General features: G+C 62.9%; 12 protein-coding genes. 2 read left to right on the top strand and 10 right to left on the bottom strand.

Annotated features, from left to right (window positions below; all coding sequences use genetic code 11):
* The first annotated feature begins 30 nt into the window (after positions 1-30).
* Complete coding sequence (locus tag AC1MDC_RS15580) at positions 31-1452, top strand: aminotransferase-like domain-containing protein (RefSeq protein ID WP_085696840.1); 1422 nt, start codon at positions 31-33, stop codon at positions 1450-1452.
* Here the strand turns inward: AC1MDC_RS15580 and AC1MDC_RS15585 are convergent.
* The 9 genes from AC1MDC_RS15585 to AC1MDC_RS15625 all read right to left on the bottom strand — a co-directional run bounded on the left by AC1MDC_RS15585 (position 1449) and on the right by AC1MDC_RS15625 (position 10535).
* Complete coding sequence (locus tag AC1MDC_RS15585) at positions 1449-1976, bottom strand: hypothetical protein (RefSeq protein ID WP_480393297.1); 528 nt, start codon at positions 1974-1976, stop codon at positions 1449-1451. The genes AC1MDC_RS15580 and AC1MDC_RS15585 overlap by 4 nt on opposite strands.
* A gap of 13 nt (positions 1977-1989) precedes the next feature.
* Complete coding sequence (locus AC1MDC_RS15590; RefSeq protein WP_480393298.1) at positions 1990-4413, bottom strand: fimbria/pilus outer membrane usher protein; 2424 nt, start codon at positions 4411-4413, stop codon at positions 1990-1992.
* A complete protein-coding gene (locus AC1MDC_RS15595) occupies positions 4413-5123 on the bottom strand; it encodes a fimbria/pilus chaperone family protein (protein WP_480393299.1) in 711 nt (236 codons plus the stop codon). The genes AC1MDC_RS15590 and AC1MDC_RS15595 overlap by 1 nt, the downstream gene beginning before the upstream one ends.
* A gap of 101 nt (positions 5124-5224) precedes the next feature.
* Positions 5225-5875 carry a DUF1120 domain-containing protein gene (locus tag AC1MDC_RS15600; RefSeq protein WP_085696836.1) on the bottom strand — a complete coding sequence of 217 codons (651 nt, stop codon included), beginning with the start codon at positions 5873-5875 and terminating at the stop codon, positions 5225-5227.
* A 221-nt stretch (positions 5876-6096) separates the two neighbouring features.
* The gene (locus tag AC1MDC_RS15605; protein WP_227233907.1) at positions 6097-6639 is read right to left on the bottom strand and encodes a DUF1120 domain-containing protein; all 543 of its coding nucleotides are present in this window, start codon (positions 6637-6639) and stop codon (positions 6097-6099) included.
* A 13-nt stretch (positions 6640-6652) separates the two neighbouring features.
* Positions 6653-8077, bottom strand: coding sequence for a fimbria/pilus outer membrane usher protein (locus AC1MDC_RS15610; RefSeq protein WP_480393300.1), 1425 nt, complete (start codon positions 8075-8077; stop codon positions 6653-6655).
* Positions 8074-9036, bottom strand: coding sequence for a fimbria/pilus outer membrane usher protein (locus AC1MDC_RS15615; RefSeq protein ID WP_480393301.1), 963 nt, complete (start codon positions 9034-9036; stop codon positions 8074-8076). The genes AC1MDC_RS15610 and AC1MDC_RS15615 overlap by 4 nt, the downstream gene beginning before the upstream one ends.
* Positions 9036-9743 carry a fimbria/pilus chaperone family protein gene (locus AC1MDC_RS15620; protein ID WP_085702324.1) on the bottom strand — a complete coding sequence of 236 codons (708 nt, stop codon included), beginning with the start codon at positions 9741-9743 and terminating at the stop codon, positions 9036-9038. The genes AC1MDC_RS15615 and AC1MDC_RS15620 overlap by 1 nt, the downstream gene beginning before the upstream one ends.
* Before the next feature lie 129 nt (positions 9744-9872).
* Positions 9873-10535 (bottom strand): DUF1120 domain-containing protein, encoded by a 663-nt coding sequence (locus AC1MDC_RS15625; protein ID WP_480393302.1) that lies wholly within the window; start codon positions 10533-10535, stop codon positions 9873-9875.
* Between the two features lie 344 nt (positions 10536-10879).
* On the opposite strand from AC1MDC_RS15625, the gene AC1MDC_RS15630 reads away from it, so the two are divergent.
* Positions 10880-12448: a phospholipase D family protein gene (locus AC1MDC_RS15630; RefSeq protein ID WP_085696831.1), complete on the top strand. Its 1569-nt coding sequence runs from the start codon at positions 10880-10882 to the stop codon at positions 12446-12448.
* A gap of 21 nt (positions 12449-12469) precedes the next feature.
* Here AC1MDC_RS15630 and AC1MDC_RS15635 read toward each other — a convergent pair whose 3' ends face one another.
* The gene (locus tag AC1MDC_RS15635; RefSeq protein WP_480393303.1) at positions 12470-13615 is read right to left on the bottom strand and encodes an MFS transporter; all 1146 of its coding nucleotides are present in this window, start codon (positions 13613-13615) and stop codon (positions 12470-12472) included.
* Positions 13616-13657 lie beyond the last annotated feature (42 nt).

Here is a 13657-nt window from a genome sequence, read left to right on the forward strand (position 1 = left end):
TTTTCGAATCATCTGCATCGAGGCAGTGCCATGACCCTGTACGTGAACCTTGCCGAACTGCTCGGCACCCGCATCGAACAAGGCTTCTACCGTCCTGGTGATCGCCTGCCGTCGGTGCGCGCCCTGAGCGTGGAACACGGGGTCAGCCTGAGCACGGTGCAGCAGGCCTACCGGATGCTGGAAGACAGCGGACTGGCCACGCCCAAACCCAAGTCCGGGTACTTCGTGCCGGTCGGTCGCGAGTTGCCGGAACTGCCGGCGGTCGGGCGCCCGGCGCAACGGCCGGTGGAGATTTCCCAGTGGGATCAGGTGCTGGAACTGATTCGCGCCGTGCCGCGCAAGGACGTGGTGCAACTCGGTCGCGGCATGCCGGATATCTCGTCACCGACGATGAAACCGCTGCTGCGCGGCCTGGCCCGTATCAGCCGCCGTCAGGACATGCCCGGTCTGCATTACGACAACATCCACGGCACCCTCGAACTGCGCGAACAGATCGCCCGGCTGATGCTCGATTCCGGCTGCCAGTTGAGCGCCAGCGATCTGGTGGTCACCACCGGTTGCCACGAAGCGCTGTCCACCAGCATCCACGCGATCTGCGAGCCCGGCGACATCGTCGCGGTGGATTCACCAAGCTTTCACGGCGCCATGCAGACCCTCAAGGGGCTGGGCATGAAAGCGCTGGAAATCCCCACCGACCCGCTCACCGGCATCAGCCTCGAAGCCTTGGAACTGGCGTTGGAGCAATGGCCGATCAAGGTCATCCAGCTCACGCCCAACTGCAACAACCCGCTTGGCTACATCATGCCGGAGTCGCGTAAACGCGCCCTCCTCACCCTGGCCCAGCGCTTCGACGTGGCGATCATCGAGGACGATGTGTATGGCGAACTGGCCTACACCTATCCACGTCCGCGCACGATCAAATCCTTCGACGAAGATGGCCGTGTCTTACTGTGCAGTTCGTTTTCCAAGACTCTCGCGCCGGGGCTGCGCATCGGCTGGGTCGCGCCCGGTCGCTATCTCGAACGGGTGCTGCACATGAAATACATCAGCACCGGTTCTACAGCCCCACAGCCGCAGATCGCCATCGCCGAATTTCTCAAGGCCGGGCACTTCGAACCACATTTGCGGCGGATGCGCACGCAATACCAGCGCAATCGCGACGTGATGATCGACTGGGTGACCCGTTATTTCCCGGCCGGCACCCGCGCCAGCCGCCCGCAGGGCAGCTTTATGCTCTGGGTCGAATTGCCGGAAGGTTTCGATACGCTGAAACTGAATCGTGCGCTGCACGACCAGGGCGTACAGATTGCCGTCGGCAGCATCTTTTCCGCCTCCGGCAAGTACCGCAATTGCCTGCGCATGAACTACGCGGCCAAACCGACAGCGCTGATCGAAGAGGCGGTGCGCAAAGTCGGCGCGGCCGCGATCAAGCTGTTGGCCGAGGCCGATTAATCCACCGTAAAGGCGCCCTGACCTTCAAACCGCACCGGATCGACGGGGCGGCTTGAGGCGTCATCCACCCGCGCATCAAGTTCCATCTCCACTTCCAGCAGACTGCCCCGGGCACCGGTGTCCGCCCGCCACGGGACGACGCGGATCCCCGGGCGCAGAACATCGCCTTCGACCGATTGACCGCTGTCCAGCCGCCAATGCACCGCCACACCATCGAGACGCACTGCCACGATACGCAGTTGCAGCGTGCCCGCCGCCCAACGGAAACGCTGCGGATCGGCCGGGGGCGCGACAAATGCCCAGCGCATCAAGCGCACGTCGGGGCACTGCACCCGCAAATGCACGCTGCGCAGGCCGAAGCCCGGCCCCCGGCCATCGAGCGCCGTGCGTTGCAGCAGGTCGGCGCGCGTTGCGCGACCCAGGATGATGCTCGCCGGCGACAGGCTCGACTGACACGTTTCGGCACCTGACGCCGGTTCAACTACCAGGCACAGCAACACGACCAGAAACAGAAGAAATTTCATCAGATGCACTCGTTCAGGACAGTTCGGCCGGGGCGCAGGTGGCATCGACCCGCTCGATCAGTGCGCTGTCTTCAGGGGATTCGGAAAGCGGGAAACGCAACGTGCACCGCGTGTTGTCAGGGAGCTGCACATGCAGGCGCTGACCCGCTTTTGCGTCAGGCAGAAAAATCGTTCCGCCGTCCTGGACCGTTGTCAGGTAGCGGCCCTGTTCATCGTGAACACTCAACCCCTTGGCCAGCCATTGCCGGTCGACGGTCATGGCGTTGAGCAACAGGCGCCGGACCGTGACGAGCGAGAAGTCCAGATGCTGCACCGATCCGCGGGCAGGCTGCACCTGCTTCACCCCGTCGAGCACTTCAACGTTGCGCGACAGGCTGCGCGGGTCGACTTCCAGCCGTGCGGTCGACCAGGCCGGCAGGCTCGCCGCGACTGCGTGGCCCGAGCCATCGGTCCAGACCGGACCTTGAGGCGTGTGCAGTTTCACGCCCGATCGGTCACCGGCCTTGAGAACGCCGAAGGTATCGCGCAGGGGATAGGGCGACAACGTTGCGCCATCGCGATGCAGCGCTACACCACCGCGCAGCCCCACGTCGTAATCGGTCGCGCCGGATCGCTGGCCGACGCCTGCGTCGAGGCTGGTGTAGCGCGGCAGTGCATTGAAGCGCACGCCATAACTGGCCGCAGTCTCATCGCGGTATTCAGCGTTGGCGTTGTAAGCCAGGTTTTCACCCAGTACATCGCTGACGGCCACGCCCCGGCGCAGGCCGGATCGATCATCACGGCGCAAATAACCACGCAACCTTCGCTGGCCTCCGAGCGCCATTCCCAGCGTCAGGTAGGCGGAGTTGCCCAGGCGATCGGGCGCCGCATCGCCGATGGCGCGTTCCAGGTTCAACGACAGGCTGATGCGCTCAGGCCATGTGCGAGACCACGACAGGCCAAGACGCGACTGCGCCGGTTCACCCTGGGTCGAATAGCGTGACCAGGTCGCCCCGAATGCGCCCCATTGATCCGCCGAGCCCGTGACAGAAAAAACCAGGTGATCGCGACCGGGGGATTCGGCGCGGTGAAGGTCTTGATCCCAACCGGTGTCAGACAGCGTGCGAAAGTTCCGGCTCTGGCGCACCGCAACCAGACTCGTCGACAGGCTCTCGGACAGCGTCGCACCGAGCGTCAATTGCGTCTGGCTGCCCCTCACGCCACGGGAGCGTTCATCGGACAACACCTGCTTTACGCCCAGTGCGTAGCCACCGGCCCACTGCCGTTGCAGACCCCAGCCAGCCGACAGGTAGTCGGTTGCCCCCAGTACACCGGCGGTCAGTCGGGTGGCCTGTTGCCAATCCCAATCCTTGCTGATCGCGGTGAAAGAAGGTGTCGGTCGGTCGTCCGAGCCCAACCGTCGCACCGTACCCAGCGCAAAGTTGAACCCGCTCGGCCCGGCCCATTGCGCTTCGTGAAGGCTGGCCGCCGGCACGCGCAAGCGCCGCGCCTGCCCATCCTGTTCGTGGACGGTCACGTCCAGATCAATCCGGTTGCTCAGCAACGGCAGCGCTCGCAGCGTGAACGGCCCACTCGGCACCATGGTGGTGTAGATCATCACGCCGTTCTGCCGGACTTCGATGCGAGCCGGCGAATAGGCAACGCCCTCCACTTGCCCGCGCGCACCGTCCTGCGCCGTTCGCAACTGAGCGAATGCCGCTTCCGGCACGATCTGCACACCGTCGAACGACTCACCGGCAAACAGGGTCGATGCGAGATTCAATTGCCCGATCTGCAGACTGGCCTCGGCGTCCTCCAGGGTTCGCGCACCGTAGGCATACAAGTGCTCGAACCGCGAGTTGCCGGAAGTCGACGTATAGGACTGCCGGCTGCGCAGCACCCAGTCACCGGCATTCAGGCCGACCTCCGAGCCCAGGCTCTGAAACCTGTCGTGCCGGCCGTCTTGCTGGCTGCCGACCAGCAACGCGTCGTAGTTGAAAACGCCGGCCGTACCGCCATGAGCGAAATTGATGGGCGCACGCGCCGGCAACATCAGACTGTCGGTCGGCACCAGCAGATCAATCAGCTCGCGCCCCGGATCCAGTTGCGCGACCGCTTCGGGAAATCCCTCCGTCAGCGTCATGCATTGTTCCGGTTGCAGCCCGGCCATCGAAGCTGGTGGACGCACGCCCGCAGCGTTCATCCACTGGGTGTGCAAACACAATTCGCCGCGCTCGTTGAATGTCATTCGTACACGGCCTCTGGCCTGCCCGTTGACCTCAAGCGCCACGGAATGCTCGCCTTGGGTGAAACGCGGCGCCTCACGAAAGTACGCCGCCAGCGCAGGATCGATGCCGCGGTCTCTCAACACGCGGGCGTCGAACTCCAACGGTTCGGCCGCCAGCGCGTTGCCGTTGGCCGCGATCAGCAACACGCCCCAACGAGCGCAGACCTTCATCAGCGAGTAACCGGCGCGTCGTAATGGTCGACCGCAAAGCCGTAAGTCGTGGCCGGGAAAATCCTGACCGCCATCGTCTGGGTCGAGGTGTGCAGTGGCAGCTCAGCGTGCAGGCGCTCACCGGGCAGGATGTAGGTCTTGGGCAGATTCACCGAACGGGTGCCCGGCAAAGGCAAAATGGTTTTCGCCAGTCGGACCACATAGGGGCTCGGATTGACGACCTGCACACCCGAGGCGTCCATTGACCAGGTCAACCGTTTCCATGGCTCGCGCTCGATCGGCAAACCGGCAGGACGCAGAATCACCGGCAGGTTCTGGCGTACACCGAGAGCAACCCGCGCTCCGGCGGCGTCACTGGTCGGGCTGATCCCCTCGAAGATCACCCGCTTCAGGCGTTCGGTCTTCAACGGTTGCCGGTTTTGCAGAATGAATCGCACTTGCTGAATGCCGCCCGGCTCGACCCGGGCAATGGGCGGGGTGAAGATCAGCAGTACGTCGTCACTGTCCTTGATGTTTTCAACGGTGGTGTGCAGCAATGCGGGATGCGTGTCGGTATTGCGCACATTCATCACCGCTTCACCCATGCCCTCCTCCACCAGCAGCACCGGCGTCTGCGGAACCATTCCGGCGGCATGGGCCAGCGGCATTGAAAACCATGCGGACAGGCACAGCAGTGCCGTCTTCAGAGCAGACTTGAAAGAAATGAGCATCGGGATAATCCGTGAAATCCTGAATGCGATCCGGCAGGCGCCGGATCGCGCTCGCGTATACCCGCCAGTCCCGGTGCCTGAGGGACGCCGGGACGCGGCCGTCAGAGGTAGAACATGTCGAACGTCACGGAGCCGTCCAGCGGGATTTCGTTGGCAATCGGCAGGGCGTTGCTTGGGCCGATGATCGGCAGCAGATGCATCGGGAAACCGTGGTGGCGGGCAGCGACCGGACCGGTCGCGGCGCTGGCGCCCCACGAGTACAACTGCGGCGCATTGCTGACCAGCGTACTGTTCGGCACACGCCATGCCGGGGCCGCCAGCGTCCGGGTCAGCAATGTCTGGGCATTGCCGTCGGTCTCTGGAATACCGTGACGCAAGGCGAAACCACCAATACGCGTACCGCCGATTTCGCCCAGCCCGTAAAACAGCGCCGGATCGCTCTGGCCAGTACCATCACTGATGCCCGGCAGTTTGGTGCCGGCGCGGTTGTCACGCACAGACACTTCCACGGGCGCCGGCGCATCGCAATTGATGTGCAGGGACACATCGCGACCGGGCAACAGGGTCTGGGTGGTCGGATTCAGCGTCGCCGCCGAAATCTTGCGCAGGTCCACCGTGCTGCCACCGGCAAATGCCGGAATGCAGGAGGTCGGGATAATGGTGCCGATGACATTCAGGTCAACGCTTTCTGCCATAGCGATTGTTGGCAGCAGCGCCGCCGCCAGTACTGCAAGACGGTATGTCTTTTTCATAAGCCGTAATCTTCCATTTGATTGACAGTTCAGTCCCTGCAAACCAGGTATGTAATTAAGCGGGATGATGATTGCGGCTTATGAGAGATAAATCTGTAGGAAACGGGAGCGCTCAAATAGTGAAATCACGACTGGTTGAATAGGCAATTTGTACTCAGTGGCGAAATCCTACATTTCTGTGGCGAGATGCTTCGTACCGCCATGCCTCCCGAGTCCGGGTTTCAGTACGCGTTAAAGCGCACATCGATCTCGAACCGGGTCAGATCGGCAACCCGGGTCTGCGCTGACCCGACCCGCCCTTCAAGTTCCACTTCAACGTCCATGCGCTGACCTTCCAGTGCAACCCCCGCCCGCGCTGGAATCAGGCTTTGCCCGGCGGGCCAGACGGCCACTCCGGAGGCGACACCCGGTTCAAAGCCAAGCCACTGCACGGCTTTGCCATCCACCCGAACAGCCAGCACATGGACCCTCAACGTCCCTGCGCCAAATCGATAGTCCACGGCATCCGCTGCCGGCGCCGCCAGATCGAGTCGCAGCGCAGCTGGCCGTTCACATTGAACGGTGATCTGCACCCGCCGGCGCCCGAAACTCAACAGGTCATTTTCCAGGGGCTGTTGCAGCAACTGGCCGCGCGTCATCGCACCAAAATCGATGGAAGGCTGCCCCAGCCTGACTGCACAGCCCGACTGCGCCTGTGCCGGCTCGGCGGTGAACACGGTACTCAGCAACGCCAGACCTATCGTGGCGCTATTCAAACGATGCATGGTGACTGACTCCTTAAACCGCGTGGCAGGTGGCATGCGCTGTTTCGTACAGTGCTTGCGTATCGGGTTGTTCGCCGAGGCTGTAGGCCAACCGGCAGCGACTGCCATCGGGCAGCACCACGTGCAAAATCGTGTCTGGCCGGGCATCGGGCAGAAAGATCGTGCCGGCCTCCAGTACGTTGGTGATGTACTGCCCCTGCGCGTCGAAAACAGCTCCGCCCTTGCGCAAAAGAACGTTATCGGCGGTGCGCGCCTGCAACAGCAGACGACGTGCGGTGACCATGTCGAACGCCAGATACGCCACCGCGCCACGTCCGGCTTCGACTTCCTGAAAAGCGTTGTGCACATCGATGTTGCGCCCCAGGCTGGCCGTGTCGAGCTCGACGCGGCCTCTGCTGTATGCCGGCAGACTGGCCGCCACGGCGTGCCCGGAATAGTCGGTCCAGACCGGGCCGCGCGGGGTGTTCAACTTGACGCCCGCGCTGTCACCGGCCTTGAGCAAGGCGAAGGTTTCGCGCAGCGGATAAGGCGACAAAGTCACGCCGTCACTGTGTACCAGCGCACCGCCGCGAAGGCCGATGTCATAGTTCCGGTTGCCGGCGCCGCTGCGGGAATAGCCCATGTCCATCTGACTGTAACGGGGCAAAAGGTTGACCCGCCCGTTGAACCCGGCGCTGCCGTCATCCGGTCGCTCGGCTCCGATGCTGTAGGCCAGGGTGTCGCTGAGTTGTTCATTGAAGCGCAGACCGCTACGCGTACCGCTCACGTCGTCGTTGCGCACATAACCGTTCAACGTCTGGCGCCCGCCCAACGGCAGACTGACACTCAGATAGGCCGCGGTGCCACGAGCATCGTTGGAGGCCCCGGCGACATCCCGTTCAACCGTGAATGTCACATTGGTCCGCCGAATGCTCTGCGACCAGGCCAGGGCGACTCTGGAAGTGGCCGTCCCGTCGAACATGGAAAACCGCGAGTAACTGGTGGAAAAGCCTCCGTACAGCGGACTGCTGGTGCTGAGGTTTGCCGTCAGTTGATTGCCTACTCGCTGGAACGGTCGCTCATTGCGCGAATCCCAAGTGGTGTCCGACAGCGTGCGGAAACCCCGGGTTTGTCGGGTCAGCGCAACACTTGTCGACAACCTTTCACTCAACCGACCGCTGGCGGTCCACTGCAATTGCGTGCCGGACACAGCCTGATCCTGTGCCCGGGAAATCACCTGCCGGCCACCGAGTACCCAGCGATCGCCGACGCCGCCCTGCAATGCCCAGCCCAGCGACTCATAACCCGTACCGAACATGGCGCCGGCCGTGATCTGCCCGCGCGCCCCCCACAGCCAGTCCTTGCTGGCTGCGACGAAGGACGGCGCATCACGCTCGTCACCGGCATAGCGCCGCACCTGCCCGGCGGCCAGCGCATAACCTGCCGCCCTGCCCGTCATTGCTGACCGTCCTCTTCATGCACCGTCACTTCCAGATCCACGCTCTGGCTGAGCAACGGCAATCCCACCAACGTGAACGGCCCACCGGGCACCACGGTGGTGTAGACCAGCGCACCGTTCTGGGTCACTTCGATCCGCGCGGCGGAATAGGCGATGCCTTCAACCCGCGCACCGGCGCTGTCATCGTCCAGCGCCATCAGGGCCAATTCCGGTTGCACCTGCAACCCGTTGAACGCCTCACCGGAAAACAGCGGCGAGACCATGTTCAACTGACCCAGTTGCAGGTTGGCCCGGTAGCGTTCCGAGGTGTGCGAGGCGTAGGCATACAAATGCTCAAGACGATCCTGCCCGTCGAACTCGCTGTACACCTGGCGGCTGCGAAACGACCAGTCCGCCGTATTCAGGCCCAGCTCGGCATTCAGATTGCGAAATTGCGAAGACTGACCGGCAAAACGACTGTCCAGCAGCAAGGCGTCGTAGTTGAACAGGCCTGCCGTGCCACCGTTGAGGAAACTGCGACCGGCCGGGCGATCAGGCACCAGCGCATCGGTGGGCAACAGCAATGCGATGTGCTCCTGCGTCGGATCGACCTGCACCACCGCGTCCGGAAAATACCGGGCGAACAGCTCGCATCCTGATCCGCCCGCCGGTTCGAGGCGATGCGCCAACCGGATGCCGCCCCGCTCCAGAAGGGACGGCGTGAAACACAACTCGCCTTCGGCATCGAACGCCACCTGCACCCGCCCCTTCGCAACCCCATTGACCGACAGCGCGACGGCCTGCACGCCCTCGCGAAAACGCGGTGCCTGGCTGAAATATTCGGCCAGACGCGGATCCAGCCCACGGGACTTGAGCACGTCCTGGTTGAACTGCACGGGCAGACCCTCGGCGCTTCTGGCGACACCGGCGGTACCGAGAGCGATGATCAACGCCGCACCGGCCAGACAACTTCGATGCATTAATCCGTCACCAAAGGAGCATCGAAGTGCGCAATGGCGAAACCGTAGGTGGTCACTGGAAACAGCCGCACCTGAAGTGGCGCATGACTCGGATCAGGCGTTCCGCTCAAGGTCAGTTGCTCGCCGGGCAGCACATAGGTGCGACCCAGATCCATCTCCTTCCGGCCCGGCAGCAGCGTCACCGAATGGCCCAGCCGCACCACGTAAGGGCTGGGATTGCGCACCTGGATGTCTGCGCCTTGTCGCGACCACACCAGATGCTTCCAGGGCTCGCGGTCGACCGGCAGATTCGCCGGACGCAGAATCACCGGAATGTTCTGCCGCACGCTCAGACTCACTTGCGCCTTGCCCGTCGAGTCCTGCGGCGCGATGCCCTCGAAGATCACGCGCTTCAGACGCTCAGTCTTCAAGGGTTGTGCGCTGCGCAGAATGAAACGCACACGCTGCGTCGCACCAGCCTCGACCCGTGCGACCGGCGGGGTCAGCAACAGCAATGACTCGGTGTCTTGCGGCACGTCTTCGACAGACGTGTGCAGCAGCGCGGGATGCGACTCGCTGTTGAACACATTGATGCCGGCCTCACCCACACCTTCGTCGAGCACAACGACAGGCGTCTCGGGAACCATTCCCGCCGCCCGGATCGAGCCGGGCACCCACAAGGAAACCAGCAGCACACTGGCGATGGCTTTTCGCAAAAAGGCGTTCATGACGTTGTCCACGGGCGAGCGCGCAGCCGGCATCCATGCCGGGCCACAGGCCAGCCGATTACATTGATTGGAACGGACAGGCCCGGAAGCGACCGGTGCCTGTCGATTAGTTGCGCGTTGCGCGCGGTGTCAGAGGTAGAGCAGCTCGAACGTTGCCGAGCCATTGAGCGCGATGTCAGAAGTGATCGGCAGGTTCACCGACGGGCCGATGACCGGCACCAGCGTCATGGGAAAAGTGTGCACGACGCCCGGCGTCGGGCCTGCAGACAGGGACGCGCCCCACGAATAACGAAGATTGCCGCCCTCGGCATTCTTTCCCACCAGCGTTGCGGTATCCGGAGAGTCCCAGTTGGTCATGCCCCCTTGCTTGTACATGATCATCGACGGCTTGCCATCGACTGTGGGGGTACCGTATCGCAGGCCGTAACCACCGATCTTGGTGCCTGCCACCTCGCCGATTCCGTAGATGTACAACGCCCAATCGGTGCCATCGATGACGATACCTTGCAGTTGGGTATGGGCCTGATTGTCATGCACCTTGATGGCCATGGGCGCGGAGGCCGAGCAACTTACATTCAGCGTGACATTGTGGTTGGTCAGTTCGGTCTGACTGTCGCGGTTCAGTGCCGCGGCGGAAATATTCCCCAGATCCACCGTGTTACCGCCGGTGAAGGCCGGCGTACACGTGGTCGGGATGATTTTGCCGGTAATGGTCAGGTCTGCACCGGCGGCCATGGCCAGTGCCGGACTCAGGGCACTGGCGACAGCGATTGCACGAAAGGTCTTGCGCATGAAAATTCTCACTCCATAAGAATCGAAAGATGACGGCCAGCTGCGCTTCTTCTGCTGAAAAACAGGAAATTTCCTGCCTCAGAATCAGCGCCGCCATTATTCAGATTGCTTCCTGACAGCGATGTAAGGCGAGGGAGTAATGCGCGCTGGAAAAATCGCTGTGGGGTGTAGCTGATGTGAGCCGGAAAAATCCTCAAATTGTTTAAGAAAAGGCGTCCTGCCGACAGTCATAAGCTACAAGCCGCTCTGTTTCAGGGATCGGATTAACTGCCCTCTCGAACAGGCAACAGGCGGCGTGCACCGTGCCATACTCCAGACCTCGCCCACACCCGGAACCATCCGACTTGAGCTCCAGACACTTCCTGCCGCTTGTACTGCTGCCCGCCCTGGTTCTCGCCGGGTGCGCCTCACTGGATGTCCCGCGCGAACCGAGCCAGGCATTGCCCGCCTCCGACTCCGCGTTCGGCCGTTCGATCCAGGCTCAGGCTGCGCCCTACAAGGGCCAGTCCGGCTTTCGCCTGCTGTCCAACAGCACCGAAGCGTTCACCGCCCGCGCCGAGCTGATCCGCAACGCTCAACGCAGCCTCGACTTGCAGTACTACATCGTCCATGACGGCATCAGCACCCGCATGCTGGTGGAAGAAGTGCTGAAGGCTGCCGACCGTGGCGTGCGGGTGCGAATCCTGCTGGACGACACCACCAGCGACGGCCTCGACCTGATCATTGCGACTCTGGCAGCGCATCCGCAGATCCAGATCCGCCTGTTCAATCCGCTGCACCTGGGGCGCAGCACCGGCGTGACCCGGGCGGCGGGACGCCTGTTCAACCTGTCGCTGCAACACCGGCGGATGCACAACAAGTTGTGGCTGGCGGACAACAGCGCGGCCATCGTCGGCGGGCGCAATCTGGGCGACGAATACTTCGATGCCGAGCCCAACCTGAACTTCACCGATATCGACATGCTCAGTGTCGGGCCGGTCGCCGAGCAGCTCGGGCACAGTTTCGACCAGTACTGGAACAGCGCCCTGAGCAAGCCGATCGACGAGTTCCTTTCCAGCAAACCATCAGCCAAAGACCTGCAGAACACCCGCACGCGCCTGGAAGAATCCCTGGAAGAAACCCGCAAACAGAATCATGCGCTGTATCAGCAGTTGATGACCTACCGCACCGACCCGCGGATGGATATCTGGCGCAAAGAGCTGATCTGGGCCTGGAACCAGGCGCTGTGGGACGCGCCGAGCAAGGTGCTGGCCAAGGATGAACCCGATCCGCAATTGCTGCTGACGACCCAACTGGCACCGGAGCTGACGGGTGTCAGCAAAGAACTGATGATGATTTCCGCCTATTTCGTGCCGGGGCAGCCAGGGCTGGTTTACCTGACCGGCCGCGCCGATGCCGGCGTAGCGGTGAGCCTCTTGACCAACTCGCTGGAAGCCACCGACGTGCCGGCGGTGCACGGCGGTTATGCGCCCTATCGCAAGGCGCTGCTGGAACATGGCGTGAAGCTCTTTGAGCTGCGGCGCCAGCCTGGGGATAACTACGGCAGCGGCCCGCACCTGTTTTACAGCAAGTCCTATCGCGGCTCGGATTCGAGTCTGCACAGCAAGGCGATGATCTTCGACGGCAAAAAATCGTTCATCGGCTCGTTCAATTTCGACCCGCGCTCGGTACTGTGGAATACAGAGGTCGGTGTGCTGGTGGACAGCCCCGAACTGGCGGCTCACGTGCGCGAGCTGGCCTTGCAGGGCATGGCGCCAGCACTGAGTTACGAAGCCAAACTGCAGGACGGAAAAGTGGTGTGGGTCACCGAGGACAACGGCCAGATGCACACGCTGACCAAGGAACCGGGCAGTTGGTGGCGACGCTTCAATGCGTGGTTCAGCACCACCGTGGGACTGGAGCGGATGCTGTAGCAGCCCGCTCCAACCGGCACATCAAGCGGGCTCCGGCACCTTGCCGAACGCCCCTTGCCGCGACAACAGAATCACCAGCCCGAACGCCCCGGCCGCCATCAGCCAGGGCAACGCGTGACCGCTGATCCACTGGCTGCCCGCGCCCGCCATCAACGGCCCGATCAGGCAACCGACGCCCCACAGCTGCGCGACATGCGCATTGGCGCGCACCAGCGCATCGTCGCGGTAGCGCTCGCCGATCAGGATCAGCGACAGGGTGAACAAGCCACCGGCACTGGCGCCGAACAGCACCCACAGCGGCCAGATCAGCAAAGTGTCGAGCAGCATCGGGATCGCCAGACTCGACAGCATCAGCACCACGGCGCAGCCGGTGAACAAAGTCCGGCGCGACAGGTAGTCGGCCAACGCACCGATGGGCAATTGCAGGAGCGCATCGCCCACCACCACGGTGCTGACCATCGCCAGCGCAATCTCTGCGGTGAAACCCTGTTGCAGGCAATACACCGGCAACAGCGTCAGGATCATCGCTTCGAACGCGGCGAACAGCGACACCGCCCAGGCGATCGCCGGCAGTTCACGAGCGAAACCCCACAGATCGCCGAAGGTCACGCTGCTGGCCTCGCTGCTTGGCGCGCCGCTGCGGCCCAGCAGCAGAAACGGCGAAGCGATCAGCAGACCGACACCCACCCAGAAACCGTAATCGTGATCGGTGCCGAGTGCGCCCAACAGCAACGGACCGGACAGTTGGCTCAACGCGTAACTGCTGCCATACAGCGCGACCAATCGCCCGCGCCAGTGCTCGACCACCAGTTGATTGATCCAGCTCTCGCCGAGAATAAACACGATGGTCAGGGCCACGCCGATCATCAGCCGCAGCACCAGCCAGATCGGGTAGCTCGGCAGCAACGCCAGCAGGCCGATGGACAGCGCCCCGGCCCACAGGCACAGGCGCATCAGGTTCGCCGTACCGAAGCGTGCCGCCAGATGACTGGAGACCTTCGCCCCCAGCAACACACCGATGGCCGGCATCGCCGCCATCACACCGATGGCGAACGAGCCGTAGCCCCAACCCTCCAGACGCAACGACACCAGCGGCATGCTGACGCCGAGGGCCAGGCCAACACTCAAGACAGACGCCAACACGGCGAAATACGTCGCCCAACGCATGGTCCACGCTCCTGTGGATAATTTTTATGTGCACCACAAAAC

Source organism: Pseudomonas sp. 1, assembly GCF_056626735.1.

Bases quoted from the DNA above. Each gene is read 5' to 3' on its own strand.
- AC1MDC_RS15595 (WP_480393299.1), bottom strand. From the start codon at position 5,123: ATGCTCATTTCTTTCAAGTCTGCTCTGAAGACGGCACTGCTGTGCCTG.
- AC1MDC_RS15610 (WP_480393300.1), bottom strand. From the start codon at position 8,077: ATGACGGGCAGGGCGGCAGGTTATGCGCTGGCCGCCGGGCAGGTGCGG.
- AC1MDC_RS15580 (WP_085696840.1), top strand. From the start codon at position 31: ATGACCCTGTACGTGAACCTTGCCGAACTGCTCGGCACCCGCATCGAA.
- AC1MDC_RS15635 (WP_480393303.1), bottom strand. From the start codon at position 13,615: ATGCGTTGGGCGACGTATTTCGCCGTGTTGGCGTCTGTCTTGAGTGTT.
- AC1MDC_RS15600 (WP_085696836.1), bottom strand. From the start codon at position 5,875: ATGAAAAAGACATACCGTCTTGCAGTACTGGCGGCGGCGCTGCTGCCA.
- AC1MDC_RS15585 (WP_480393297.1), bottom strand. From the start codon at position 1,976: ATGAAATTTCTTCTGTTTCTGGTCGTGTTGCTGTGCCTGGTAGTTGAA.
- AC1MDC_RS15590 (WP_480393298.1), bottom strand. From the start codon at position 4,413: ATGAAGGTCTGCGCTCGTTGGGGCGTGTTGCTGATCGCGGCCAACGGC.
- AC1MDC_RS15605 (WP_227233907.1), bottom strand. From the start codon at position 6,639: ATGCATCGTTTGAATAGCGCCACGATAGGTCTGGCGTTGCTGAGTACC.
- AC1MDC_RS15620 (WP_085702324.1), bottom strand. From the start codon at position 9,743: ATGAACGCCTTTTTGCGAAAAGCCATCGCCAGTGTGCTGCTGGTTTCC.
- AC1MDC_RS15615 (WP_480393301.1), bottom strand. From the start codon at position 9,036: ATGCATCGAAGTTGTCTGGCCGGTGCGGCGTTGATCATCGCTCTCGGT.
- AC1MDC_RS15625 (WP_480393302.1), bottom strand. From the start codon at position 10,535: ATGCGCAAGACCTTTCGTGCAATCGCTGTCGCCAGTGCCCTGAGTCCG.